This window comes from Pseudomonas sp. COR18 (assembly GCF_048568395.1).
Classification (GTDB): domain Bacteria; phylum Pseudomonadota; class Gammaproteobacteria; order Pseudomonadales; family Pseudomonadaceae; genus Aquipseudomonas; species Aquipseudomonas fuscovaginae_B.
This window is the reverse complement of the sequence record NZ_CP183808.1, coordinates 1119211-1144838: the sequence shown is the minus strand read 5'-3', so window position 1 is coordinate 1144838 and position 25628 is coordinate 1119211. Positions and strand designations below refer to the sequence as shown.

Here is a 25628-nt window from a genome sequence, read left to right as displayed (position 1 = left end):
CTGGAAATTGTCGGAAGGCGGCTTGCGCCAGCCTCGCCGATCAGCATTCGATAATGTTTACGGCCAGACCGCCACGGGCGGTCTCCTTGTATTTGCTCTTCATGTCGGCACCGGTCTGGCGCATGGTGCGGATCACCTTGTCGAGGGAAACGAAGTGCTGCCCGTCACCGCGCAAGGCCATGCGCACGGCATTGATGGCCTTGACCGAACCCATCGCGTTGCGCTCGATGCACGGTACCTGCACCAGCCCGCCGATCGGGTCGCAGGTCAGCCCGAGGTTGTGCTCCATGCCGATTTCGGCGGCGTTCTCGACCTGTTGCACGCTGCCGCCGAGCACCTCGCAGAGGGCGCCGGCGGCCATCGAGCAGGCCACGCCGACCTCGCCCTGGCAGCCGACTTCGGCGCCGGAGATCGAGGCGTTCTCCTTGTAGAGGATGCCGATCGCGGCGGCGGTGAGCAGGAAGCGCACCACGCCATCCTCGTTGGCTCCGGGGATGAAACGCATGTAGTAATGCAGTACGGCGGGGATGATCCCGGCCGCACCGTTGGTCGGCGCGGTGACCACCCGGCCGCCGTTGGCGTTTTCCTCGTTGACCGCCAGGGCGTAGAGGTTGACCCAGTCCAGTACCGACAGCGCATCGCGCAGGGCCGCTTCCGGGTTCTTGCACAGCTGCCGGTGCAGTGCGGCCGCCCGACGCTTGACCTTGAGGCCGCCCTGGAGGATGCCTTCATTACGACAGCCGGCGGCGACGCAGTCCTGCATCACCTGCCAGATCTTCAGCAGGCCGGCGCGGGTTTCCGCCTCGGGCCGCCAGGCGCTTTCGTTGGTCAGCATGACCTGGCTGATGGACAGGCCGTAGGTGCTGCAGTGGCCCAGCAGCTCCTTGGCGCTCTTGAACGGAAAGGTCAGCGGGGTGCTGTCCTCGACGATGCGGTCGGCACCGGCGGCATCTTCGTCGACGACGAAACCGCCGCCGACCGAGTAGTACTCGCGGCTGCGGATCTGGATGCCGGCGCTGTCGAAGGCGCGAAAGATCATGCCGTTGGGGTGATAGGCCAACGGTTTGCGGATCATCGCCAGGTGAAGTTTTTCGCTGAATTCGATGGAATGTTCGCCGAGCAGTTTCAGGCGTCCGCTGCCACGAATGGCTTGCAGACGATCGGCGACGGTTTCGGTATCGACGGTATCGGGATGCTCGCCCTCGAGCCCGAGCAGCACGGCCTTGTCGCTGCCGTGGCCCTTGCCGGTGGCGCCGAGCGAGCCGTACAGCTCAACCTTGACGCAAGTGGTCTGCTCCAGCAGGTTCTCGCGACGCAGGCCTTCGACGAAACGTGCGGCGGCGCGCATCGGTCCGACGGTGTGGGAGCTGGAGGGACCGATGCCGATCTTGAACAGGTCGAACACGCTCAGGGACATGTGGGTTCTCCGGGGTCGTTCTTATTATGGCGAGGACGCAGTCCCCTGTGGCAGCCAGCAAGCCGGCTCCCACAGGGGGTGAGTCATGTGATCAAGCGTAGTTCTCGATCGATGGACAGGCGCAGACCAGGTTGCGGTCGCCGAACACGTTGTCGACGCGACCGACCGGCGGCCAGTACTTGCCTTCGACCAGCGATGCCACCGGGTAAACCGCCTGTTCGCGGCTGTACGGGTGCGCCCACTCGCCGACCAGTTCCGCCGCGGTGTGCGGGGCGTTCTTCAGCGGGTTGTCGTCCTTGTCCAGGCTGCCGTTTTCCACCGCGCGGATTTCCTCGCGGATGCGGATCATGGCGTCGCAGAAGCGGTCCAGTTCTTCTCTGGACTCACTTTCGGTCGGCTCGATCATCAGCGTGCCGGCGACCGGGAACGACATGGTCGGGGCGTGGAAACCGAAGTCGATCAGGCGCTTGGCGACGTCGTCGACGCTGATGCCGCTGCTGTCCTTCAGCGGGCGCAGGTCGAGGATGCACTCGTGGGCCACCAGGCCGTTGCTGCCGGTGTACAGCACCGGGTAGTGCTCTTCCAGGCGCCGGGAGATGTAGTTGGCATTGAGAATGGCCAGTTGCGAGGCGCGCTTGAGACCTTCGCCGCCCATCATGCGGATGTACATCCAGGTGATCGGCAGAATGCTCGCGCTGCCGAACGGTGCCGCGCAGACCGCGCCTTCCTTGCGCTCCATCACGCCATGGCCGGGCAGGAACGGCGCCAGGTGCGACTTCACGCCGATCGGGCCGACGCCCGGGCCACCACCGCCATGGGGGATGCAGAAGGTCTTGTGCAGGTTCAGGTGCGAGACGTCGCCGCCGAACTTGCCGGGGGCGCAGAGGCCAACCATCGCGTTCATGTTGGCACCGTCGATGTACACCTGGCCGCCGTTGTCGTGGACGATGCCGCAGATTTCGCGGATGCCTTCCTCGAACACGCCATGGGTCGACGGGTAGGTGATCATCAGCGCGGCGAGGTGTTCGCGGTGCTCGATGGCCTTGGCCCGCAGGTCCTCGATATCGACGTTGCCACGGGCATCGCAGGCGGTGACCACCACGCGCATGCCGGCCATGTGGGCGGTGGCCGGGTTGGTACCGTGGGCCGACGACGGGATCAGACAGATATCGCGACGGCCTTCGCCGCGGCTCTGATGGTAGGCGCGGATCGCCAGCAGACCGGCGTACTCGCCCTGGGAGCCGGCGTTCGGCTGCAGGGAGACCGCGTCATAGCCGGTGGCGGCGCAGAGCATCGCTTCCAGTTCGTCGGTCAGTTGCTGGTAGCCGGCACTCTGTTCGGCCGGGGCGAAAGGGTGCAGGGCACCGAACTCGGCCCAGGTCACCGGGATCATCTCGCTGGCGGCGTTGAGCTTCATGGTGCACGAGCCCAGCGGGATCATGGTGCGGTCCAGGGCCAGGTCCTTGTCCGCCAGCCGGCGCAGGTAGCGCATCAGCTCGGTTTCCGAGTGGTAGCGGTTGAACACCGGGTGGCTGAGGATCGGCGACTGGCGAACCAGGGCTGCCGGGATACTGTCCTGGGCGGCGGCGGCGAGGGCGGCGAAGTCCGGCAGCGCCTTGCCCTCGGCCAGCAGGGCCCAGAGGGTTTCGACATCGGCCTGGTCGCAGGTTTCGTCCAGCGACAGGCCCAGGCGCTCGCCGTCGACCACCCGCAGGTTGATCTGCTGCTCACGGGCCTTGGCCAGCAAGGCCGCGGTCTGGGCACCGGTCTTGAGTGTCAGGGTGTCGAAAAAGCTGTTCTGCTCGACGGCCAGGCCCAGCGCGGCCAGGCCCTTGGCCAGGATCGCGGTCAGGCGGTGGGTACGCCGGGCGATCTGCTTCAGTCCCTTGGGACCGTGATACACGGCGTACATGCTGGCGATGTTGGCCAGCAGCACCTGGGCGGTGCAGATGTTGCTGGTGGCCTTCTCGCGGCGGATGTGTTGCTCGCGGGTCTGCATCGCCAGACGCAGGGCCGGCTTGCCGAAACGGTCCACCGAAACACCGACCAGGCGGCCGGGCATGTCGCGCTTGAACGCATCACGGGTGGAGAAGTAGGCCGCATGCGGGCCGCCGAAGCCCAGCGGTACACCAAAGCGCTGGGCGCTGCCGATGGCGACATCGGCACCGAATTCGCCCGGCGGAGTCAGAAGTGTCAGCGCCAGCAGGTCGGCGGCGACCGCGACCAGGGCGTTGGCGGCGTGGAAGCGTTCGGTCAGTTCGCGATAGTCGAACAGATCGCCGTTGCTCGCCGGGTATTGCAGCAGTGCACCGAAGAAGCTGCTGACATCGCCCAGTGCATGTTCATCACCGACCACCACCTCGATGCCCAGCGGCTCGGCACGGGTGCGCAGCACGTCGAGGGTCTGCGGATGGCAGTGCACGGAAGCGAAGAAGGCGTGGCTGCCCTTGTTCTTGCTCAGGCGCTTGCAGAAGGTCATCGCTTCGGCGGCGGCGGTGGCCTCGTCGAGCAGCGAGGCGTTGGCGATCGGCAGGCCGGTGAGGTCGCTGATCAGGGTCTGGAAGTTCAGCAGCGCTTCCAGGCGGCCCTGGGAAATTTCCGGCTGGTAGGGGGTGTAGGCGGTGTACCAGGCCGGGTTCTCCAGCAGGTTGCGCAGGATCGGCGCCGGCGTGTGACAGTTGTAGTAGCCCTGGCCGATGTAGGTCTTGAACAACTGGTTCTGTGCGGCGATGGCCTTGATCGATGCCAGGGCATCGGCTTCGCTCTGGCCGGCCGGCAGGTCGAGGACGCTGGTGCCCTTGATGCTGTCGGGAATCACGCTGGCAGTCAGGGCTTCCAGGGAGTCGAAACCGAGGGTGGCGAGCATGGCGCGTTCGTCATCCTGGCGTGGGCCGATGTGACGGGCGATGAATTCGTTGGCGGTGCCGAGGTTGATGGTCATGGTGGTTCCTCAGGCCTGGGCTTCGATCAGGCGGTCGTAGGCGGCCTGATCCAGCAGTTGGCCGACAGCGGCGGCATCGGCGGGTTTGAAGCGGAAGAACCAGCCTTCGCCCAGCGGGTCTTCGTTGACCAGTTCCGGGCTGTCTTCCAGTGCCGGGTTGACCTCCAGCACTTCCCCGTCCAGAGGCATGTACACGCCGCTGGCGGCCTTGACCGATTCCACGGTGGCGGCTTCGGCGCCCTTGTCGTAGGCCTGCAGTTCCGGCAACTGGACGAATACGACATCACCGAGGGCGTTCTGGGCGAACGCCGTGATCCCGACCGTTACGCTGCCATCGGCTTCGGTACGCAGCCACTCGTGGTCTTCGGTAAAACGCAACTCGGTCATGGAAACACTCCTCAAGGGCCAGATTCGTCTGGTGGACGCTATTGAAGGCGAGGACTTCGCCCCGCTTGAATGGGACTCCCTTAGCAAATTTGCGGCCAATCGGGTGAGGAGCTTGAAAATCAAGGGTTTGGCGCAGGTTTCGGCGCAGTTGCCGTGAATTGGCTGTAGTGAAATCGCTACAGTCTGGGCGGCCGAAAAAAGCGCAACGGGATCAAAGTCTTGTCAGAATGGGGAGGGCAGTCGTTGTAGCGAAAACGTTCCACTGTATCGCTTTCAGTACAGATGAGTGTCGCTTCTGGAGTGGTCGCAGGGGATGGTTGTCCCCGGAGGTCGGCCGCTGGCCGCCTGCTGGTGTACCCCGCAGGTCGGTTTGCAGCCAGGGACAGGGTGGCGGTTCAGGGCTTGCCGGGGATCCCGTACTTGCGCAGGCGATGGGCAATCGCCGTGTGGGAGGTCTGCAGGCGGTTGGCCAACTGGCGGGTCGATGGGTATTGGGCGTAGAGCTTTTCCAGCAGGTTGCGCTCGAAATCCTCGACCGCCTGTTCCAGGCTTTCGATTTCGCCGTCGCTCTCGCGCGCCACGGAGGTGCCGGCGATGTCCAGGTCGCCGATATCCACCAGGCTGCCCTCACAGATCGCCGCCGCGCGGAAGATCACGTTCTGCAACTGGCGGACGTTGCCCGGCCAGCGGTTGCCCAGCAGCGCCGGGTAGGTGCCGGGGGCGAGCCGGCACACCGGGCGCTGGATCTGCGTGCAGGCCTGCTGCATGAAGTAGCGCGCCAGCAGCAGGATGTCCTGGCCGCGTTCGCGCAGCGGCGGCACTTCGACGTTGAGGACGTTGAGGCGGTAGAACAGGTCTTCGCGGAAGTTGCCTTCGCTGACCATCTTCTCCAGGTCGCGGTGGGTGGCGCTGATGATCCGCACATTGACCTTGATCTCGCGATCGCCCCCCACCCGGCGAAAGCTGCCGTCATTGAGAAAACGCAGCAGCTTGGCCTGCAGGTACGGCGACATCTCGCCGATTTCGTCGAGAAATACCGTGCCCTGGTTGGCCAGTTCCATCAGCCCCGGCTTGCCGCCGCGCTGGGCGCCGGTGAAGGCGCCGGGGGCATAGCCGAACAGTTCGCTCTCGGCGAGGCTTTCCGGGAGTGCCGCACAGTTCAGGGCGAGAAACGGCGCACCATGGCGGGCGCTGATGGCATGGCAGGCACGGGCCACCAGTTCCTTGCCGGTGCCGGTTTCGCCCTGGATCAGCAGTGGCGCATCGAGGGCCGCAACCCGCTGGGCCCGGGCCTTGAGGGTACGGATCGGCGCCGACTCGCCGAGCAGCGAGTCGAAGCCTTCGGCATGATCGTGATGCAGCGCGGACAGGCGTTCACCGATCCGGCTGGGCTGGTACAGCGTCAGCAGGGCGCCGGCATCGGTGATCGGCGTGGCATCGAGCAGCAGCGTCTGGCCATTGACGGTGATTTCCCGCAGCGGCAGGCGAAAGCCGTTCTCCAGCAGGGCATCCAGCAGGCCGGGGTCGGCGAACAGCCCGGCGACGCTTTCACCCGCCGGCTCGCGGCCGTACAGGGCGACCATGGCCGGGTTGGCCAGCAGCACCACGCCCTGGCTGTCCAGCGCCAGCACCGGATCGGTCATGGCCGCGAGCAGGGCGTCGAGCTGCAGGTGCCGGCGTTGTCCGGGCAGGATGTCCACCACCGTGACCGCCTGAACGCCACGCACACTGAACAGGGCATCGCGCAGCTCTTCCAGCACTTGCGGGCTGAGGGTTGGTGCGTCGATATAGACGTTGGGTGGTACCATCTCCACCGCATCCAGGTTCAGGTTGCGCCCACCGAGCAGTGCCAGGACCTCCTGGGTGATGCCGACGCGGTCGATGAAGCTGACGTGGATACGCATGGGACGGGACACGGTTCCTGGCGAGAAGGGCGCAATTATGCCATCTCCGCCGCAGGCTTCCCACGCGCAATGCTCCGCACCAGCCGCCGCGGGCTACTCGAGGTGTTCGGGCTTCATCGGATCGCCGGACTTCACATGCAGTTGCGCGCGCACATCCTCGAACATCTCGTCGTAGTACCGGTGCAGCGCGATGATGTTGGCGCTCTTGGGCATGCCGTGCTGCTGGGCGAGGCGGGTGGCGTGGCGGGCGAAGTCGAAGGCCTGGTCCTTGGCCAGGAAGAACGACTCGTCGAGCGGCTTGTCCTCGATGGTGCCGTGCAGCCGGAACTGCATGCCCTGGCCCTCGCGCGGATCCTGGGCGAGTTCGTAGTCGATGCACAGGTTGTAGCTGAAGTCATCCCTGTTCAGCGCGTGTCGCTCGATATGCAGGTGACCGGGCTCGAACTTGGCCATGGTGATGTCTCCTTACAAGGCGTGAGTAGGGCAGACCATGGCCTGCCCCGAAGGTTCTCATGAATAGACGATGCCGGGTTGGGCGGTACTGACCCGGGTGCCCGCTTTACCTTGGACGATAGCCTCGATATCCGCCAGCGAGCCGATCACCGCAACCTTGCCGGTCTGCCGGGCGAACTCGCAGGCGGCCTCGACTTTCGGGCCCATGGAGCCGGCGGCGAAGCCGAGTTTTTCCAGGTCGTCGGGGTGCGCCTGGGCGATCGCCTTCCGGGTCGGCTTGCCCCAGTCGACGAAGGCCGCGCTGACGTCGGTGGCGATCACCAGCAGGTCGCATTCCAACTGCCGGGCCAGCAGCGCCGAACACAGGTCCTTGTCGATCACCGCCTCGATGCCTTGCAGCTTGCGGTTTTCGTCGTACATCGTCGGAATCCCGCCGCCGCCGGCGCAGATCACGATGCTGCCGTTTTCCAGCAGCCACTTGATCGGACGGATCTCGAAGATGCGCTTGGGTTTCGGGCTGGCGACCACCCGGCGGAACCGGTCGCCGTCGGGGGCGATGCTCCAGCCTTTTTCCGCGGCCAGCCGTTCGGCCTCTTCCCTGGTATAGACCGGGCCGATGGGTTTGCTCGGCTGCTGGAAGGCCGGGTCGCCGGGGTCGACCTCGACCTGGGTCAGCAGGGTGGCGAAGGGCACCTCGAAATCCAGCAGGTTGCCCAGTTCCTGTTCGATGATGTAGCCGATCATGCCCTCGGTTTCCGCGCCGAGGACATCCAGCGGGTAGGGCGAAACCTGGGTGTAGGCGGCCGCCTGCAATGACAGCAGACCGACCTGCGGCCCGTTACCGTGGGCGATCACCAGTTGGTTGCCAGGGTGGATTTTCGCGATCTGTTCGGCAGCGATACGGATGTTGGCGCGTTGGTTGTCCGCGGTCATGGGTTCACCACGGCGCAGAAGGGCGTTGCCGCCCAAGGCTACGACGATACGCATGGTGCAGTCCTTCTTTGAGAGTCGTGTGGCCGGTTTTTGGGGGGAGTGGGCTTGGCCGCCAAGGGCTTCGCGGCGGTGCGGCGTCCCGACAAGCCCGCTCCTGCAGGGTCAGATATCCGCCAACGCCGCCACCAGGATCGCCTTGATGGTGTGCATGCGGTTTTCCGCCTGTTCGAAGGCGATGTTGGCTGGCGACTCGAACACCTCCTCGGTGACCTCCACGCCATTGGCCAGGTGCGGGTAACGGGCGGCGATGTCCTTGCCGACCTTGGTCTCGCTGTTGTGGAACGCCGGCAGGCAGTGCATGAATTTGACCCGTGGATTGCCTGCGGCCTTCATCAGCCGGCTGTTGACCTGGTACGGCAGCAACTGCTCGATGCGTTCATCCCAGGCCTCCACCGGCTCGCCCATGGAGACCCACACGTCGGTGTGGATGAAATCCACGCCCTTGACCGCCGCCACGGGGTCCTCGGTGAGGGTGATGCGTGCGCCGCTGTCCTCGGCGAACGCCTGGCACTGGGCGATGAAGTCGGCATGGGGCCACAGCGCCTTCGGTGCGGCGATTCGCACGTCCATGCCGAGCTTGGCGCCGATCATCAGCAGTGAGTTGCCCATGTTGTAGCGGGCATCGCCCAGGTAGGCGTAGCTGATGTCATGCAGTGGCTTGTCGCTGTGCTCGCGCATGGTCAGCACGTCGGCGATCATCTGGGTCGGGTGGAACTCGGCGGTCAGGCCGTTGAACACCGGCACGCCGGCGAACCGGGCCAGTTCCTCGACGATCTCCTGTTCGAAGCCGCGGTACTCGATGGCGTCGAACATCCGTCCGAGGACGCGGGCCGTATCCTTCATGCTTTCCTTGTGGCCGATCTGCGATGACACCGGGTCGATGTAGGTGACGTGGGCGCCCTGGTCATGGGCCGCGACCTCGAAGGCACAGCGGGTGCGGGTCGAGGTCTTCTCGAAGATCAGCGCGATGTTCTTGCCCTTGAGGTGCGGCCGCTCGGTGCCGGTGTACTTGGCACGCTTGAGGTCGCGGGACAGGTCGAGCAGGTAGTGCAGCTCGCGGTTGGTGTGGTGCATCAAGCTCAGCAGGCTGCGGTTGCGCATGTTGAAAGCCATGGTGGATCTCCTCGATAGCGGTTGTCACCGCGATGGTTCGGTCTTGCCCGCCCTTGTAGGAGCCGGGCTTGCCCGCGAAGGCGTCTGTATGGGCGACGCCAGACTTGAGGGCCTATTCGCGGGCAAGCCCGGCTCCTACAGGGCGGGGACTGGCGTTTAGGGGGAGTCAGTAGTCGATGGGGTCGCGCACGATCGGGCAGGTCATGCAGTGGCCGCCGCCGCGGCCGCGACCCAGTTCGCCGGCACTGATGGTGATGACCTCGACGCCGGCCTTGCGCAGCAGGGTGTTGGTGTAGGTGTTGCGGTCGTAACCGATCACCACGCCCGGCTCCACGGCGACCACGTTGTTGCCGTCATCCCACTGTTCCCGTTCGGCGGCGAAGCTGTTGCCGCCGGTCTCCACCACGCGCAGGGCCTTGAGGCCGAGGGCCTTGGCGACGGTGTCGAGGAAGCTGGTTTCCTCGCGGCGTACATCGATGCCGCCCGGCTTGCTCTCGTCGGGCCGCAGGCTGAAGGCGACGATCTGGTTCACCACTTCCGGGAAGACGGTCACCAGGTCGCGGTCGCAGAAGCTGAACACGGTGTCCAGGTGCATGGCCGCGCGGGACTTCGGCAGGCCGGCGACGATCACCCGTTCCACCGCCTTGTTCTTGAACAGGTTCAGCGCCAACTGGCCGATGGCCTGGCGCGAGGAACGCTCGCCCATGCCGATCAGGACCACGCCGTTGCCGATCGGCATCACGTCGCCGCCCTCTAGGGTGGCGTTACCGTGCTCCTGGTCCGGGTCGCCGTACCAGACCTGGAAGTCGGCGTTGACGAATTCCGGGTGGAATTTATAGATGGCCGTGGCCAGCAGGGTTTCCTGGCGGCGTGCCGGCCAGTACATCGGGTTGAGGGTGACCCCGCCGTAGATCCAGCAGGTGGTGTCCCGGGTGAACTGGGTATTGGGCAGTGGCGGCAGAATGAAGCTGGAGTGGCCGAGGAAGTCACGGAACATCTGGATGGCCTTGCCGCCGAAGCTGTCGGGCAGGTCATCGGCGGACACCCCGCCGATGAGGAACTCGGCGGCCTTGCGGGGTTCCAGGCTGCGCAGCCACGAGCCGACTTCGTTGACCAGGCCGATTCCGACCTGATTGGCGGTGAGCTTGCGATCGAGAATCCAGTCCAGGGCTTCCGTCTGGCCGACGATGTCGGTCAGCAGATTGTGCATTTCCAGCACGTCGATATCGCGTTCGCGCATCTTGGTGACGAAGTCGAAGTGATCGCGCTTGGCCTGAGCAACCCAGAGCACATCGTCGAACAGCAGTTCGTCGCAGTTGTTCGGGGTCAGCCGCTGGTGGGCCAGGCCGGGGGAGCACACCATCACCTTGCGCAGTTTGCCGGCTTCGGAATGGACGCCGTACTTCACTTTTTCCGTGGTCATTGCAGATCCTCCAGAGGGAACGAACAGGGGGTTACAGCGTCAGGAAGCCGTCGTAGAGGCCGTAGGCGGCCAGCAGGGCGCCAGCGACCACCGCGGTGAAAATCAGCTTCTCGACGGGGGTGAAAATGGGTTTGCCCAGCTCGTGCTTGGCCTTGGCGAACAGGATCGCGCCCGGGGCGTAGAGCAGGGCGGACAGCAGCAGGTACTTCACCCCACCGGCGTACAGCAGCCAGATCGCGTAGAGCAGGGCGATGGCCGCGATGCACAGGTCCTTGCGGCGTTCGGCCAGGGCGTTTTCATAGGTTTCGCCACGTACCGCCAGCAGCACCGCATAGGCCGCCGACCACAGATAGGGCACCAGGATCATCGAGGTGGCGAGGTAGATCAGCGACAGGTAGGTACTGGCGGAGAACAGCGTGATGACCAGGAATATCTGCACCATGGCGTTGGTCAGCCAGAGGGCGTTGGCCGGTACGTGATTGGCGTTCTCGCGGCGCAGGAACGCCGGCATGGTGTGGTCGCGGGCGGCGGCGAACATGATCTCGGCGCACAGCAGCACCCACGACAACAGGGCCCCGAGCAGCGAGATGATCAGGCCGACGCTGATCAGCAGTGCGCCCCAGTGACCGACCACGTGTTCGAGCACGGCGGCCATGGACGGGTTCTGCAGCTTGGCCAGTTCCGGCTGGGTCATGATCCCCAGCGACAGCACGTTGACCAGCACCAGCAACAGCAGCACGGTGATGAAACCGATGACCGTGGCCTTGCCCACGTCCGAGCGTTTTTCCGCACGGGAGGAGAAGATACTGGCGCCCTCGATGCCGATGAACACCCAGACGGTGACCAGCATCATGTTGCGCACCTGGTTCATCACGCTGCCCAGGCTCGGGTTGTTCAGGCCCCAGATGTCGGCGGTGAAAATGTCCAGCTTGAAGGCGAACAGCGCTATCAGTACGAACAGCAGCAACGGCACCACCTTGGCGACCGTGGTCACCAGGTTGATAAACGCTGCTTCCCGGATGCCGCGCAACACCAGGAAGTGTACGGCCCACAGCAGCAACGAGGCGCCGACCACCGCCGCGACGGTATTGCCCTCGCCGAAGATCGGGAAGAAGTAGCCCAGGGTGCTGAACAGCAGGACGAAGTAGCCGACGTTGCCCAGCCAGGCGCTGATCCAGTAACCCCAGGCCGAGGAGAAACCCATGTAGTCGCCGAATCCGGCCTTGGCATAGGCGTAGACCCCGCCGTCCAGGTCCGGCTTGCGATTGGCCAGGGTCTGGAACACGAAGGCCAGGGTCAACATGCCCACGGCGGTAATCGCCCAGCCGATCAGGACCGCGCCGACATCGGCGCTGGCGGCCATGTTTTGTGGCAGGGAAAAGATTCCACCGCCGATCATCGAACCCACTACCAGGGCAACCAGGGCGCCCAAGCGTAGTTTTCCGGGAGACTCAGCCATTGCATGACTCCAGTTCAGGAGAAGTGAGGCTCCAGAGTAGGGATGCAGGTTGAGGCGGGAACTGATTCAGATCAGGTTATGGGTGTATCGGATCTTGAATGTCCAACTACAGTTAATTGCGCGGCTATTTATTTTAAGTAATTGATTTTTATTGCTTTTTTTATGTTTTTTATGGGCTTGTCGGTCAGGCTTTGTCGCTAATTTGAAAGTTTGTGGCGCCATGAGTTGGAACAGGGTTAATGGTGTAGGACCTACATGTTTCTCAGCGACTGAAATAACTGGAAATAAAAAGGCTGGCCATATAATGGCCAGCCCTCGAAGTCACCACTGGGGTGGGTGCTTGCCCAATTTCGTGGCCGGCAACCGCCAATGCAACGGCGTGCCCTCGATGTTCAGTGGCGGGATCAGGCGATGCGCCGGCCCCCAGGCGGTGTACTCGACCCAGGTGCTACGGTCTCTGGAGGTTTCCCGACGCAGGGGCTGCGGGTCATGGGCCGTCCCCTGCTCCAGCAGCAGTTTCGCCGTGCGTGCCAGCGACAGCCTGGCCGAGCCGCCACGTCCGCTGTGCAGCCGTTCGGTCAACGCGCGGATCGCCGTGGCCGCCATCAGGTAGCCGGTGCCATGGTCCAGTGCTTGCACAGGCAGTGGCGTCGGCACCTGCGCCGGCTTCCAGTGCATGCCGGCCTGGGCGATGCCGCAGCTCATCTGCACCAGGCTGTCGAAGCCGCGGCGGTTGCGCCACGGCCCGCTCCAGCCATAGGCATTGAGGCTGACATCGATCAACCCGGGCGACAGTTGCCGACGGTGCTGCGCAGCGTAGCCCAGCCGTTCCAGCGCGTCGGCCCGATAGCCATGCAGCAGGATATCGGCCTCGCCCAGCAAGCGGTCGAACACCCGTCGGTCGGCGCTGTCGTGCAAGTCCAGGCGGGCGCAGCGTTTGCCCCGGGTGACTTCCGGGACCAGGCTCGGCTCCTCCCAATGGGGCGGATCGATTCGCAACACCTCGGCGCCGAGCCCGGCCAGCATGCGACTGGCGACGGGGCCGGCGAGGATACGGGTCAGGTCGAGGACCCTGACTCCGGCCAGCGGCTGCGTGGTCGAGCCGCTCCAGGCCCGGGGTTGCGGATCGTCGTCGGTACTGCGCTGGATCAGCGCCTCGGCGTTGACCGCCAGTCCCTGGGGGTGGTTTTTCCAGTCGTCCCAGGTGCGCATTTCGGCAGCGCAGCCTCCGCTGTCGACGATCGCCTGCTCAAGCTCGCCCTTGTTCCAGCGGGCGACGAGCTCGGCCATTGCCGCGCGGTCGCCGGCCGGCCCGAGTACCCGCTCGGCGGCGGCCCGATGATGCGGCGCGTTGGTGTGCAGGCGAATCCAGCCATCGGCGGTGGCGTAGTCGCCGGCAATCGGGTCCCAGGGCTCTGGCAGGTTCCAGCCGATGGGGCGCAGGGAGCTGGCGAACCAGAACGAGGCCAGGCGCCGGTCGACGCTGACTCCCGGGTTTTGTCCGGTCTGTTGCCGGAGCAGTTCGGCCACCGCTTCGCCCACGGCCGCCAGGCTGGCGCTGGCCAACTCGGTGACGGCAAAGGCCGAGGGCAGGGCACCGGATTCGGTGAAGTCTGGAGTCGAGGCGGGTAGCTCGAGTGCGGCTTGAATGGATGTCAGCAGATCGGTCATCGAAAGGCCCTCCATGAGTAGAATCATTGCAGCGCAAATATTCGCGGCTGTCGATTTTTGCAGGTCCCTTCCGACGATTGTGCGCTGGACGCGATGGCTGAATGGGATATTTCGGAGAATTGGCTGGGGGCTTGAGGGCCCATTCGCGGGCAAGCCCTGCTTCTACAGGAAGGCGGGGCGTACATCAGTGCGGGGCTTCGCTGCCTTTCAGGGCAGCTCGATGACCGGCAGGCGTTCGGGGCGGGACCAGATCCACAGGTTGCCGAGGGTCATGCCGGCAATGGCCAGGTACACCGGCCAGTGGTGTTCGAGCATCACCAGCATCAGCGTCGCGCACAGCAGCATGCTGACGGTGGCGCTGACCTTGGCCCGACGGGCGATGATCTTGCCGTTGCGCCAGTTGCTCAGGATCGGGCCGAACAGCCGGTGGTTCTCCAGCCAGGCGCTGAGCCGCGGCGAACTGCGGGTGGCGGCCCAGGCGGCCAGCAGGATGAACTCGGTGGTGGGCAGGCCGGGCACGACGATGGCGATCAGGCCGATGCCGAGGCTGACATAGGCAAGCACGCCGAACAGGATGCGGCTGAGCTTGGAGGACGAGGGTGTTTTGCTGGTCATGGTCTCAATTGTGGTGCGCCGGGCGGCTTGGCTCAAGCCTGGTGTTTCATTCACGTCGGGGCCCTTCGCGGGCAAGCCCTGCTCCTACAGATGTGCGCCGTATCCTGGAAGGATGTACGACTTATCTCTGTAGGAGCAGGGCTTGCCTGCGAAGAGGCCTTCGAAACCACCGAAGGTCTTGCAGGCAGACCCGTATTCAGGCCAGCTCAGGCGCCGATTCGTAGGCTTGTTCCAGCAGCACGGTAAAGCGTACGAACGCATCGATGGCCCCTTTCTCCACCGCCGCTTCCTCCTCGGCGCTGAACTCCAGGCCGTCCAGGGTCCTGATGAAGCTCTTCCAGCCCTCGGCACGGCCACCAGCCGGCTCGCCCAGGTGACGGGCACCGAAGGTTTCGCTCAGGCCCAGGCCTACGGCACGCTTGATCAGGAACGCGGCACCGAGCTTGGAACCTTCGGAGACGAAGATCCAGCCCAGGGCTTCGGCCTTGCTCGGGTGCTTCAGGGCACCGGCCACCGGCTCCGGGACTTCGGTATCCAGGTCCGCCAGGTCGGCCTTGGCCGCTTCGGCACGGCAGCGCGCCGGCAGGTCGGGGACGATGGCGATCAGTTCCGGGTCGTTGTACAGCGCCACCAGTTCCGACTGGAACAGGTACTGGGCGACCACGAAACGGGCGAAATTGGCCTGGTTCTCGAACGGTGCGTGGGCCTTCACCAGTTGATCGAGCTTGCTGTGTGGCTCGTGGGTGATCTGGTTCAGACGCTGGGAGCGCAGGCTTGGGCGTGGGGTATTGTCCTGGGAGGTCATTGGGGAGTCCTTGGGAATGAGAGGCGCTTTCAGTTACTAGACGAACAAGGAGACGCGCCACAGTAAAAAAACCTCACCCCGCCGATGGCTTTCGTGGCGGGGGAGGCGGCGATCGGTCAGATATCCCAGATCAGGTTGACCGAGAAGTTGCGGCCCGGAGCGGTCAGACGGTCGAGGTTGGCCGGGCTGAGCACGCCGGCTTCGCCCACGCCGTCGTAGCCACGTACGTCATCCCAGTTCCAGTACTTCTTGTCGGTCAGGTTGTACAGGCCGGCATTGACCGTCACGTCGTCGGTGACCTTGTAGAAGCCGGTCAGGTCGAGCACGCCATAACCCGGCGTCTTGAACTGCTTGCTGCTGGCCAGGCCGTCGGGGGCGTTGAAGGTGGTGTCGTCGACCCGGTCCTTGCGCTTGACCAGGGTCCAGCTCAGCAGCGCCCCGTATTTTTCCTGGTCGTAGCCCAGGCCGAACACGCCGGTGAGCGGGTTGACGCTGTTGATCGGCTCGCCACTGTCATCGTTGCGACCGTGGGCATAGGCCAGCGAGCCTTGGGTGTAGAGCCCTTGTGGTGCGCCGAAGTGGTCCAGGTTCAGCCGTCCCTTGACCTCCGCGCCCTTGATGGTGGCGTGCTTGATGTTGTTGGTCTGGAACGTCAGCTCGCTGTAGCCGGGAGCGACCGCGTCTTCATTGATGAAATCGCGATACTTGTTGTAGAACACCGCCACGTCGAAGGAGCCGGCCTCGAATCGACCGCGCAGGCCGGTTTCGTAGCTTTTGCTTTTTTCCGGCTCCAGGTTCGGGTTGGGTTCGACGTTATAGCCGGTGGTACCGTTCTGGAAGCGACCGTACAGGGCCTTGGCGGACGGGGTGCGGAAACCTTCGGCGTACTGGCCGTACCAGGTGTACTGGTCGGTCAGGGCGTAGGTCAGGCCGAACTTGGGCGAGACGCGGTGCCAGGTCTTGTTCGAGCCATCGATCTGGCCACCGCCTGCGGCGGTGATGGTGTTGATGAATGCCTGGGTGATATGCGGCTTGAGCTCGGTACGGTCGTAGCGCAGGCCGGGCAGGAAGGTCCACTGGTTCCAACTGATCTGGTCCTGGGCGAACAGCGAGTAGGTGTCGATGGTCGGATCGGGGAAATCGCTGGATTTCACCAGGCGATCCAGCGGGCTGTTGCCGCCGACCGCGGTGCAACCCTGGCCGGGTACGGTGCTCACCGCCAGACAAGTGCCACTGCCGCTGCGCGAGCCGGTGACCTTTTGCTGCTTGATGGTGCTGCCGTAGGTCAGCAGGTGATCGGTTTCACCGAGGTTGAAGGCCTTGTCCGCCTGGGCGTCGAGTACCCATTGCTGTTCCTTGTAGACCGTGTCCCGGCTGCGCAGCACACGACGCACGAAGGGGAAGTAGTCTTCCAGGGTGCTTTCATCGGTCTTGGCGGTCTGATAATTCAGGCTCAGCTTGACGTGATCGGCCACGGCGCTGTCCAGACCGAAACTGTTCTCGATGCCAAAGCGTTCGCGGGTGACGGTATCGTTGCCGGTACGCGAACGGTACATGCCCACTCCCGCACCATTGCTGAACGGCCCACCCACGGCGCTGCGCTGGTTGGTGTCGATATCGCTCTTGTAGCGCTCGTAGGTCAGGCCCAGGCGCGAGTCATCGTTGTAGTTCCAGCCCAGCTTGGCCAGCACGTTGGTGGTGCGGTTGGTTTCCGGGTTGGCTTCGGTGCGTTTCAGGCCGGTGCCGCCGGTGTCGCCGTAGGACTCGGTTTCGCGGCCGTTGCGCTGGCTCAGGTGCAGCAGGCCATCGAAGTCGCCGGTACGGCCGGCGACGGTGCCGGAGGTCAGCCAGCTGTTGTCGGCGGAGCTGTAGCCGCTCTTCAGGCGGGCGCCGACGTCCTCGCCGGGCTTGATGATGTCGCTCGGATCGAGGGTGTAATAGCTGACTGCGCCACCGATGGCGTTGCTGCCGTAGAGCACCGACGCCGGGCCGCGAAGGATTTCCACGCGCTTGACGATTTCCGGGTCGACGTAGTTGCGGTGGGTCTGCGCATAGGGGCCATTGAAGAAACTGTCGGGAATCTCGACACCATCGACCTGGGTCAGGATGCGGTCGCCATCGATACCGCGGATGTTGTAGCCGCTGATACCGCCGCCGCGCAGGCCCGCGCCGCTGACGGAAACGCCCGGCTCATAGCGCACCAGTTGCTTGATGGTGTTGACGTTCTGCCGGTCGAGCTGCTGGCGGTCCTGCACAGTCACGGTGCTGGGGACCGAGGACACGTCCTGCTCCTGGCGGGTGGCGCTGATGGTCACCTGTTGCAGATTGAGCGTGGTGCCATTGGCCCGCTTTTCCAGGACGACGTTGTTGTCGCCGAGCTTGCGGTAGCTCAGGTTGGTGCCGGTCAGCAACTGCTCCAGGGCCTTTTCCGGGGGCAACGCACCGTGTACGCCAGGCGATGCCACGCCCTGGCCGAGCTCGGCGGGCAAGCCGACCTGCCAACCGGTCACCGCAGTGAACGCATTCAGCGCCGAAACCAGCGGCTGCTGGGCGATGGCGAAATTGTAGTTGGCGAGGCTGCGCGCCGGTTGCGTGGCGCCGCTGGCCGCCAGTACGGGTGTCGCCTGGGCGCCGGCGAGCAGCATGGCGGCGGTAAGCAGGGACAGGGTGCACTGTTGCAGGCCGCCACTGCGGGCCTTGGAGGTGAAACGAGTGGGCATCGATAGCGCTCCGATCTTCGAAACTTATAGTTGCGATGCGATTCGTTATGAGAATCACTTGCATTGGCTATGACGAGACGAATGATCGAGTGCTATCGAGTAAAAAAACTTTCGGTCAGTTGAGAATGACCAGCGCTGGGTACTCCGAGACCCTTGCGGAAGTGATGTGGGCCAGTGAGCGGAGCACGTCCAGCGGCTTGTCCAGGCGGTAGTTGCCGGTCACGGCGACCTTGTCCAACTGCTCGTTGTTGTTGACGATCCAGCCCGGGTAGTAGCGTCGCAGTTCGTCCAGCACCTGGCCCATCGGGCAATTCTCGAACACCAGGCGGCCCTGGATCCACGCCAGGTCCTTCTGTGCATCGAGTTTTTCCGGAGGCCCGAAACCATGCGGGCCGACCCGCACACTGCTGCCGGCGGACAGGCGCAGGCGGGCACTGTCGTCGCGGGTACGCAGGTCGACATCGCCGCGCTGTACCTGCACCTGCGCCTCACCGTCCAGGTAGCGCACGGCGAAGGCGGTATCCTGTACGCTGGCCTGGACCGGCCCGGCATCGATCTCCAGCGGATGTTCGCGCTGGCCGGATACCTCGAAGAACGCCTCGCCCTTGTACAGTCGGGCCAGGTGTTGCTGGTCGGTGAAACGGCTGGAGAACGCCGAGTTGGTGTTGAGCAGGACCTTCGAGCCGTCTTCCAGTTGCAGGTGCTGGCGCTCGCCGGCCACGGTCAGGTGATCGGCCTGCAGGCGCAGGGGCAGGTTGCCGTAGGTGCCGATGGCGATCAGCAGCACGGCGGCGGTTGCCAGCGGTTTCCAGTGTGGGCGTAGGCGCCGCAGCAGGGACGGTCGCCGGCGGGTGGTTGCCTGCAGCGCCTGGGCGGCGGCGATCACCGCTTGTGCGTTCCAGGCGCCACTGGCCCGGGCATAGGCCTGGGCATGGGCCGGATCGGCGGCAAGCCAGGCGTCGAATTCGGCGCGTTGCCCGGCTGTCGGGCATTCCATCACGATCAGCCAGTCCAGTGCCTGATCCATGGCGTCGTCTGGCAACACTGGCCGAGCGGCTGCGGGAGGTGGCTGGTTGGGGCTGTCCGTCACGGGTGTTCCTCGGCAATCGTTGTCACGGTTTGGTTCGGTGATCCGCCTCCCGTGGGCTGGCGGACCTTTTAGGTCTTGGCGCTGAGGGCAAGCTTAAGGGCGATCCAGGCGTTCGGCCACCCCGACACAGATGGCCATGATCAGCTTCAGGTCCTTCTGCACGGTGCTCAGGGACACTTCGAGGCGTTCGGCGATCTCCTGGTAACTGCAGCCATGCAGGCGGCTGAGAATGAAGATCTGCTGTTGGCGGGCAGTCAGTTGACCCAGGCTCACGCTCAGGCGCTCCAGCAATTGTTCGGCATGGGTGGCATCTTCCGGAGTACTCAAGGGGGCGACGACACTTTCCACCACCTCCAGCGGCACATCCTCCATCAGCGTGCGGGCCTGGATACGCCGTGCACGAAGGTGGTCGAGCGCGAGGTTGCGGGCGGTCTGGAACACGAAGGGTTCAAGATGATCGATGGAGCGTTCGCTCAGGGCACGGGTGACCCGCAGGTAGGTCTCCTGCAGCAGGTCCTCGGCGGTGCTGGGGTTCTGCACCATGCGTTGCAGCGTGCGCAGCAACGTAAGCCGCTGGGTGAGGAAGACCTGGTTGAACTGGGATTGCGTCACGACGGCACCTGACGGGGTTATGCTAATGATAATAATTAGCATTTGACCTTTCGGTCAAGGGCCGGTTTCCCGGTCTTCAGTTTGGAAGAGTCGCTGTCTTGCCCAAGTTGCATGAGCCTGCGTGGCGTGAGGTAGCTGAATATCTGAGTGCTGTTTTCTATACTAAGGATTGGTTTTGAGTATCCAGGTTTTTACCTGTGGAAAGTTTTCGGAGGGAACCGGGTGACGAAGGCGTTACTTATTTTTGAGCGTTTTCGGGGTTCATTCCGACCTTCCGGAGCTGCGGAAGTTCTTTCTTGCTGGCTTGGCTGTGTAAGCCTTTACTTACGTGTTGCGTAAGCGATCGAGGATCAATAGGGCAGCAGATTGCCGAGAAATCTGTTTAATTGATTGAAATATAAGTACTTTTTAAAACTTCCAATGGATCCGAAAACTCTCTGTGTGCTTCTGGATCCACTTGCGGGCGATCTGAAAGTCATTAATATCAGCCCTGTGTCGACGGATAGACACGGCGATCACGGAGGATCGCTGAGAGGAACATCGCAGGATGCGATTCATCAGGATGATGAAAGGGAAAAAAGGGACTAGGGAAAAAATGTGGGCGGGTTACACCGCCCCTTTTTTTTGCCTGCAGAAAAGTGCAGGCCCCGGCCCTGAAATGCAAAAAGGCCCGCAAGGGGCCTTTTTTGGGAACACGCCGGATCTCAGCGTTCGAGATCCTTGATCTTGCCCTTGACGCCATCCCACTCCTCGGCGTCCGGCAGCGAATCCTTCTTCTCGGTGATGTTCGGCCAGATTTCGGCCAGCTCGACGTTCAGCTGAATGAACTCTTGCATTTCCTCCGGGACTTCATCTTCGGAGAAGATGGCCACGGCAGGGCATTCCGGCTCGCACAGTGCGCAATCGATGCACTCATCCGGGTGAATCACCAGGAAGTTCGGGCCTTCGTAAAAGCAGTCCACCGGACAGACTTCTACGCAGTCGGTGTACTTGCACTTGATGCAGTTGTCGGTGACGACGAAGGTCATTTCTAATTCTCTCCTCAGGCGGCGGCGGCGAAAACCCTATCAGGACGGGCTCGCTGGGCTTGGGAACGGCTCTGCGAACCAGGCTAATAGCCCGCAGCTTCCCAAGCCGCGCGAGATTCTAGCAGCTTGCGGCCGTCTGCGTTAGATCCGTGTCTTCAATGTGTAAAGCATTTCCAGCGCACGGCGTGGTGTCAGGTCGTCCAGATCGAGCTTGGCCAGTTCGTCGAGCACCGGGTGCGGCAGGCTGGCGAACAGGTCGCTCTGCTGCGGCACCGCCGGCTTGCCGGGCTTGGCCACCGGCGCCTCGTGGGGCAGGCTGGTGGTCTCCAGGCGGCTCAGGTGTTCGCGGGCACGGCGGATCACGTCGCCGGGTACGCCGGCCAGTTGCGCCACCGCCAGGCCGTAGCTCTGGCTGGCCGGACCGGGCAGCACGTGGTGCAGGAAGACGATCCGTTCGTTGTGCTCGGTAGCATTCAGATGCACGTTGGCCACCAGCGGTTCGCTCTCCGGCAGCACCGTCAGTTCGAAGTAGTGGGTGGCGAACAGCGTATAGGCCCGCAGGTGCGCCAGGCGCTCGGCGGCGGCCCAGGCCAGGGACAGGCCGTCGAAAGTACTGGTGCCGCGACCGACCTCGTCCATCAGCACCAGGCTGCGCTCGGTGGCGTTGTGCAGGATATTGGCGGTTTCGCTCATTTCCACCATGAAGGTCGAACGACCACCGGCCAGGTCGTCGCTGGAGCCGATCCGGGTGAAGATCCGGTCCACCGGCGACAACTCGCAACTGGCGGCAGGCACATAGCTGCCGATGTGGGCCAGCAACACGATCAGGGCGGTCTGGCGCATGTAGGTGGATTTACCGCCCATGTTCGGACCGGTGATCACCAGCATGCGGGTGTTGTCGTCGAGGGCCAGGTCGTTGGCCACGAACGGTGTGGTCAGCACCTGCTCGACCACCGGGTGGCGACCCTGGCTGATGCGCATGCACGGCTCGTCGACGAAACGCGGGCAGTTCAGGTCAAGGTTCAGCGCGCGTTCGGCAAGGTTGCTCAGCACATCCAGTTCGGCCAGCGCGGCAGCGGTGTCCTGCAGCGGTGGCAACTCGCCGATCAGGGTTTCCAGCAGCGCCTCGTAGAGCATCTTCTCCCGTGCCAGGGCGCGGCTCTTGGCCGACAGCGCCTTGTCTTCGAATTCCTTGAGTTCCGGGGTGATGAAGCGCTCGGCGCCCTTGAGGGTCTGGCGCCGGATGTAGTCGGCCGGGGCCGATTCGGCCTGCTTGCTCGGCAGTTCGATGAAGTAGCCGTGCACGCGGTTGTAGCCGACCTTGAGGTTGGCCAGGCCCGTGCGCGCCTTTTCCCGGGCTTCCAGGTCGATCAGGAACTGCCCGGCGTTTTCGCTGAGCGACAGCAACTCGTCCAGCTCGGCATCGTAGCCGGTCTTCAATACGCCGCCGTCGCGGATCACCGCCGGCGGGTTGTCGATAATGGCGCGTTCCAGCAGGATCGCCAGTTCCGGGTAGGTGCGGGCGGTCGCCGCCAGTTGCCTGAGGTGCGGCGCGTCCAGTTCGAGCATCGCGTCCTGTAGTTGCGGCAAGGCGCCGAGGGCATCACGCAGGCGGGCCAGGTCGCGCGGGCGGGCGTTGCGCAGGCCGATCCGGGCGAGGATCCGCTCGATATCGCCGATTTCCTTGAGCTGGGGTTGCAGCCGTTCGAAGCGGTAGCCTTCCAGCAGACAGCCGATGGACACCTGGCGCGCGGTGAGGATCTTCAGGTCGCGCAACGGGCGGTTCAGCCAGCGGGTCAGCAGGCGGCTGCCCATGGCGGTCTGGCAACGGTCGACCACCGACTGCAGGGTATTGTCGCGACCGCCGGCGAGGTTGATGTCCAGCTCCAGGTTGCGGCGGGTGGCGGCGTCGAGCACCACGGTATCGTCCAGCCGCTCATGACGCAGGCTGCGCAGGTGCGGCAGTGCGGTGCGCTGGGTTTCCTTGGCGTAGGCTAGCAGGCAGCCGGCGGCACCGATGGCCAGGGTCAGGGTTTCGCAACCGAAGCCCTTGAGGTCCTGCACGGCGAATTGCTGGCAGAGGCTCTTGTGCGCGGAATCACGTTCGAAATCCCAGGGGGCGCGACGACGGGTACCACGGCGTTTCTCCGCCGGCAGGCCTTGCGGCCAGTCGTCGGGGATCAGCAGTTCCACCGGATTGATCCGCTCCAGCTCGGCCAGCAGGTTTTCCCAGCCCTTGATTTCCAGCACGGTGAAGTTGCCGCTGGTGATGTCCAGCACCGCCAGGCCGAACAGCCGCTCGTCGCCGAGCACGGCGGCGATCAGGTTGTCGCGGCGCTCGTCGAGCAGGGCTTCGTCACTGATGGTGCCGGGGGTGATGATCCGCACCACCTGGCGCTCCACCGGGCCCTTGCTGGTCGCCGGGTCGCCGATCTGTTCGCAGATCACCACCGATTCGCCGAGTTTCACCAGCTTGGCCAGGTAGCCTTCGAGGGAGTGAAACGGAATCCCGCACATCGGAATCGACTGCCCGGCCGACTGGCCGCGGGCGGTCAGGGTGATGTCCAGCAGCTTGGCGGCCTTCTTCGCGTCTTCATAGAAAATCTCGTAGAAGTCGCCCATGCGGTAGAACATCAGCTGATCGGGATGCTGGTTCTTCAGGCGCCAGTATTGCTGCATCATCGGGGTGTGCGAGGACAGGTCGGAAATTGGCTTATTCATCAGTGGGTTAAGTCAAAAATTAAAAGATGAGGCTGTGTGCATTGCGAGTGAATGCCTGTTTCGGGTGCGGCTCTATCCCGTCGATGAAGAATCGTCGAACAACTACCCTTTTGGGACTATGGCACTCCTTGGCGCCCATTTGCCTGCGATGCGCACAAGGTTAACACGGGGTCTTTAGTGTTCGCCAAAGTGGCTTTTTGCCGTTTCCTCTCGGCACAAAGGTGGGAAGTGGCTGGGAGGATGTGATCAGGGAAATTGCCAAGGGAAAACTGGAGCAGCCATTTGGCAATGATTGAAATGAATAGCCCGGCACATGGCCGGGCTTCTGATCATCGCAGGCCAAGGCGGGTGGCTGGCTAAAGCCCGCTAGTCAGGCGCGTTTCGCCTCGGCTTGCATCATTACCAGATTCTGTTGCTTGGTGGCCTCGGTCAATACTTCGCTGTACACGCGTTTTTTCTGATCTGACTTTGCGTTACGGATGAAGTCGGCGAAGGAGCTTTTCGCACCTTTGGCAGGGCCCAGCTTAATCGAAATCATGGATCTGCTCCTCATGATGGTTTGAGCTCGGCTTCCAGATCGGAGCGCGTGTGCTGCTCGGGAATGTGGTAGTCGATCTTGTCGACGCCGGCCTTGTAAAGCCGTCCGGAATTGTCGATATGCTTGATCAGCAGGTCAACATGGATATCACCACCATACTCTAGCTTGAGAGCGTTCACTACGTCACGGGCCTTCTGCTTCCTCCCGCGCTCTGACAAAGCTCCACGCCAGGAGAGGATTTTGGTAGACATACAGAATTTGGACGAATCTTCCTTTGTTCAGTGAGCGTTCTACGTTCCTTCGCGCTACGACTAGATTTGAAAATGTCCCATCAAGAATGAAGGACTGTCGTTGGCTAAGCGCGAGATCCAGAATTTTCTCAACCAAAATCGATACCCCAGCCTGGAAAAGCCAGGAGTTTCCTCCCGAGTAGCAAGAGAATTCGCTACGCAACTCATCAGGATCCACGCGCAGGATTGCGGTATCTGCAAAAAGGTTGACGAGAGCGATTGATGCTTCAGTCTTTCCTGCCCCTGGCGAGCCTGCCATGAAAACTGACACAGGCGCTTCTTCTGCGGGGTACAGATTTTTGTCCGTGCGCCGCCTTGCTATCGACTTCTTGTTCGATCGAGCGAAGCGCATTGCCTCTTCTGATATATCAAGCTCTTCAGCGGTCAACGGCTGTTTGCTTGAGTCTACATCGTATCCCATCAAGGAGAGCTCTTTGGGCCGGTCTCGGGTAAGGCTAGCATGGAGAGGCGAGGTCTCTATAGGTGTGGCTTTTTGATGCAGATATAGCTTTATGCACTGGATATGCAAATTAGCATTTGCTATTCACGCAAAGCCCAATCAATATGCGCGTTATGCAAATACGCAATGTTTCTACCGTCCTCCGAGCGCTGCTCGACCGCCACGGGATCTCCCCCACGGAGCTTCACCGTCGTACCGGCGTGCCCCAATCCACCCTGTCGCGCATACTCAGCGGGAAGATCGTCGATCCTTCGGACAAGCACATTTCGAAGATCGCCGAGTATTTCCAGGTGAGCACCGACCAGTTGCGCGGCCGTGCCGATATCGGCGCCGCCCGCGACCAGGAGCAGGGCCCGCTGCACTCTGAACTCAAGGATATAAGCCTGTGGGACGACGACACCCCCGTCGATGAAGACGAGGTGTCCGTGCCCTTTCTTCGCGAGGTTGAATTGGCTGCTGGATCAGGAAGATTCGTCATCGAGGAAAGCGAGAAGGCCAGCCTGCGCTTCGGCAAGCGCAGCCTGCGCCACAACGGCGTGCAGTTCGACCAGGCCAAGTGCGTGACCGTGCGCGGCAACAGCATGTTGCCGGTACTGCGCGACGGTGCCACGGTCGGGGTCAACGCCGGCAAGAGTGCCATCGGCGATATCGTCGACGGCGATCTCTACGCGATCAACCACAACGGCCAACTGCGGGTGAAGCAGCTCTATCGCCTGCCCACCGGTATCCGCCTGCGCAGCTTCAACCGCGACGAGCACCCGGATGAGGACTACACCTTCCAGGAAATCCAGGAAGAGCAGATCGCCATCCTCGGACACGTCTTCTGGTGGGGCATGTACGCCCGTTAACCCTCTCTGATTCGGAAAAACCCACAGTCATGTGGGTTTTTTTTCGCCTGCAAAAAAGACCAACCCCTTGATCGGCGGGGCCTCCATGCATTCGTGCATTGCTCGCGCAAAAATAAATGCATTTATGCATTGACTGGATA

General features: G+C 63.2%; 20 protein-coding genes and 1 pseudogene. 2 read left to right on the top strand and 19 right to left on the bottom strand.

Annotated elements, in window-relative coordinates; translation table 11 throughout:
- Window positions 1-40 precede the first annotated feature (40 nt).
- The 3 genes from ACM62G_RS05390 to gcvH form a co-directional block, all read right to left on the bottom strand.
- Window positions 41-1417: an L-serine ammonia-lyase gene (locus tag ACM62G_RS05390; RefSeq protein ID WP_419736813.1), complete on the bottom strand. Its 1377-nt coding sequence runs from the start codon at window positions 1415-1417 to the stop codon at window positions 41-43.
- 91 nt (window positions 1418-1508) lie between these two features.
- A complete protein-coding gene (gcvP, locus tag ACM62G_RS05385; protein WP_419736812.1) occupies window positions 1509-4358 on the bottom strand; it encodes an aminomethyl-transferring glycine dehydrogenase in 2850 nt (949 codons plus the stop codon).
- 9 nt (window positions 4359-4367) lie between these two features.
- Complete coding sequence (gcvH, locus tag ACM62G_RS05380; RefSeq protein ID WP_273819476.1) at window positions 4368-4745, bottom strand: glycine cleavage system protein GcvH; 378 nt, start codon at window positions 4743-4745, stop codon at window positions 4368-4370.
- On the opposite strand from gcvH, the gene ACM62G_RS05375 reads away from it, so the two are divergent.
- Entirely contained in the window at window positions 4744-4902 is a 159-nt protein-coding gene (locus ACM62G_RS05375) for a hypothetical protein (RefSeq protein WP_273819477.1), read from the top strand. The genes gcvH and ACM62G_RS05375 overlap by 2 nt on opposite strands.
- A 238-nt stretch (window positions 4903-5140) precedes the next feature.
- On the opposite strand, the gene ACM62G_RS05370 is transcribed toward ACM62G_RS05375, so the two are convergent.
- From ACM62G_RS05370 to ACM62G_RS05295, 16 genes and pseudogenes are all read right to left on the bottom strand, one after another.
- Window positions 5141-6649 (bottom strand): sigma-54-dependent transcriptional regulator, encoded by a 1509-nt coding sequence (locus ACM62G_RS05370; RefSeq protein WP_054061039.1) that lies wholly within the window; start codon window positions 6647-6649, stop codon window positions 5141-5143.
- A 93-nt stretch (window positions 6650-6742) separates the two neighbouring features.
- On the bottom strand, window positions 6743-7102 hold the full coding sequence (locus ACM62G_RS05365; protein WP_054061038.1) for a DUF5064 family protein: 360 nt from the start codon (window positions 7100-7102) through the stop codon (window positions 6743-6745).
- Window positions 7103-7159: 57 nt separating this feature from the next.
- Window positions 7160-8089: a carbamate kinase gene (arcC, locus tag ACM62G_RS05360; RefSeq protein ID WP_054061037.1), complete on the bottom strand. Its 930-nt coding sequence runs from the start codon at window positions 8087-8089 to the stop codon at window positions 7160-7162.
- 108 nt (window positions 8090-8197) lie between these two features.
- Complete coding sequence (locus tag ACM62G_RS05355; protein WP_054061036.1) at window positions 8198-9208, bottom strand: ornithine carbamoyltransferase; 1011 nt, start codon at window positions 9206-9208, stop codon at window positions 8198-8200.
- 166 nt (window positions 9209-9374) lie between these two features.
- On the bottom strand, window positions 9375-10631 hold the full coding sequence (arcA, locus tag ACM62G_RS05350; RefSeq protein ID WP_419736811.1) for an arginine deiminase: 1257 nt from the start codon (window positions 10629-10631) through the stop codon (window positions 9375-9377).
- 31 nt (window positions 10632-10662) lie between these two features.
- A complete protein-coding gene (arcD, locus tag ACM62G_RS05345; RefSeq protein ID WP_419736810.1) occupies window positions 10663-12090 on the bottom strand; it encodes an arginine-ornithine antiporter in 1428 nt (475 codons plus the stop codon).
- Between the two features lie 321 nt (window positions 12091-12411).
- A complete protein-coding gene (locus tag ACM62G_RS05340) occupies window positions 12412-13761 on the bottom strand; it encodes a CoA transferase (RefSeq protein WP_419736809.1) in 1350 nt (449 codons plus the stop codon).
- Window positions 13762-13968: 207 nt separating this feature from the next.
- On the bottom strand, window positions 13969-14376 hold the full coding sequence (locus tag ACM62G_RS05335) for a YbaN family protein (RefSeq protein WP_273819481.1): 408 nt from the start codon (window positions 14374-14376) through the stop codon (window positions 13969-13971).
- A 196-nt stretch (window positions 14377-14572) separates the two neighbouring features.
- Window positions 14573-15181, bottom strand: coding sequence for a biliverdin-producing heme oxygenase (locus tag ACM62G_RS05330; protein WP_419736808.1), 609 nt, complete (start codon window positions 15179-15181; stop codon window positions 14573-14575).
- Between the two features lie 116 nt (window positions 15182-15297).
- Entirely contained in the window at window positions 15298-17901 is a 2604-nt protein-coding gene (locus tag ACM62G_RS05325; protein ID WP_419736807.1) for a TonB-dependent receptor, read from the bottom strand.
- 115 nt (window positions 17902-18016) lie between these two features.
- Window positions 18017-18991 carry a FecR family protein gene (locus ACM62G_RS05320; protein WP_273819483.1) on the bottom strand — a complete coding sequence of 325 codons (975 nt, stop codon included), beginning with the start codon at window positions 18989-18991 and terminating at the stop codon, window positions 18017-18019.
- Between the two features lie 93 nt (window positions 18992-19084).
- A complete protein-coding gene (locus tag ACM62G_RS05315) occupies window positions 19085-19603 on the bottom strand; it encodes an RNA polymerase sigma factor (protein ID WP_054056792.1) in 519 nt (172 codons plus the stop codon).
- A 704-nt stretch (window positions 19604-20307) separates the two neighbouring features.
- Window positions 20308-20631 carry a ferredoxin FdxA gene (gene fdxA, locus ACM62G_RS05310; RefSeq protein WP_007924025.1) on the bottom strand — a complete coding sequence of 108 codons (324 nt, stop codon included), beginning with the start codon at window positions 20629-20631 and terminating at the stop codon, window positions 20308-20310.
- 141 nt (window positions 20632-20772) lie between these two features.
- Window positions 20773-23340, bottom strand: coding sequence for a DNA mismatch repair protein MutS (gene mutS / locus ACM62G_RS05305; protein ID WP_273819558.1), 2568 nt, complete (start codon window positions 23338-23340; stop codon window positions 20773-20775).
- A gap of 382 nt (window positions 23341-23722) precedes the next feature.
- Window positions 23723-23890: a hypothetical protein gene (locus ACM62G_RS05300; protein WP_273819494.1), complete on the bottom strand. Its 168-nt coding sequence runs from the start codon at window positions 23888-23890 to the stop codon at window positions 23723-23725.
- A gap of 11 nt (window positions 23891-23901) precedes the next feature.
- Window positions 23902-24532: pseudogene (locus tag ACM62G_RS05295) on the bottom strand (zeta toxin family protein).
- A 212-nt stretch (window positions 24533-24744) separates the two neighbouring features.
- Between ACM62G_RS05295 and ACM62G_RS05290 the strand changes: the two are divergent.
- Window positions 24745-25488: a LexA family transcriptional regulator gene (locus tag ACM62G_RS05290; RefSeq protein ID WP_081009781.1), complete on the top strand. Its 744-nt coding sequence runs from the start codon at window positions 24745-24747 to the stop codon at window positions 25486-25488.
- The last annotated feature ends 140 nt before the right edge of the window (window positions 25489-25628 follow it).

Bases quoted from the DNA above. Each gene is read 5' to 3' on its own strand.
- gcvP (WP_419736812.1), bottom strand. From the start codon at position 4,358: ATGACCATCAACCTCGGCACCGCCAACGAATTCATCGCCCGTCACATC.
- ACM62G_RS05355 (WP_054061036.1), bottom strand. From the start codon at position 9,208: ATGGCTTTCAACATGCGCAACCGCAGCCTGCTGAGCTTGATGCACCAC.
- ACM62G_RS05370 (WP_054061039.1), bottom strand. From the start codon at position 6,649: ATGCGTATCCACGTCAGCTTCATCGACCGCGTCGGCATCACCCAGGAG.
- ACM62G_RS05300 (WP_273819494.1), bottom strand. From the start codon at position 23,890: ATGATTTCGATTAAGCTGGGCCCTGCCAAAGGTGCGAAAAGCTCCTTC.
- ACM62G_RS05290 (WP_081009781.1), top strand. From the start codon at position 24,745: ATGCGCGTTATGCAAATACGCAATGTTTCTACCGTCCTCCGAGCGCTG.
- arcD (WP_419736810.1), bottom strand. From the start codon at position 12,090: ATGGCTGAGTCTCCCGGAAAACTACGCTTGGGCGCCCTGGTTGCCCTG.
- ACM62G_RS05390 (WP_419736813.1), bottom strand. From the start codon at position 1,417: ATGTCCCTGAGCGTGTTCGACCTGTTCAAGATCGGCATCGGTCCCTCC.
- ACM62G_RS05335 (WP_273819481.1), bottom strand. From the start codon at position 14,376: ATGACCAGCAAAACACCCTCGTCCTCCAAGCTCAGCCGCATCCTGTTC.
- arcA (WP_419736811.1), bottom strand. From the start codon at position 10,631: ATGACCACGGAAAAAGTGAAGTACGGCGTCCATTCCGAAGCCGGCAAA.
- gcvH (WP_273819476.1), bottom strand. From the start codon at position 4,745: ATGACCGAGTTGCGTTTTACCGAAGACCACGAGTGGCTGCGTACCGAA.
- arcC (WP_054061037.1), bottom strand. From the start codon at position 8,089: ATGCGTATCGTCGTAGCCTTGGGCGGCAACGCCCTTCTGCGCCGTGGT.
- fdxA (WP_007924025.1), bottom strand. From the start codon at position 20,631: ATGACCTTCGTCGTCACCGACAACTGCATCAAGTGCAAGTACACCGAC.
- ACM62G_RS05375 (WP_273819477.1), top strand. From the start codon at position 4,744: ATGGAAACACTCCTCAAGGGCCAGATTCGTCTGGTGGACGCTATTGAA.
- ACM62G_RS05330 (WP_419736808.1), bottom strand. From the start codon at position 15,181: ATGACCTCCCAGGACAATACCCCACGCCCAAGCCTGCGCTCCCAGCGT.
- ACM62G_RS05340 (WP_419736809.1), bottom strand. From the start codon at position 13,761: ATGACCGATCTGCTGACATCCATTCAAGCCGCACTCGAGCTACCCGCC.
- ACM62G_RS05325 (WP_419736807.1), bottom strand. From the start codon at position 17,901: ATGCCCACTCGTTTCACCTCCAAGGCCCGCAGTGGCGGCCTGCAACAG.
- ACM62G_RS05365 (WP_054061038.1), bottom strand. From the start codon at position 7,102: ATGGCCAAGTTCGAGCCCGGTCACCTGCATATCGAGCGACACGCGCTG.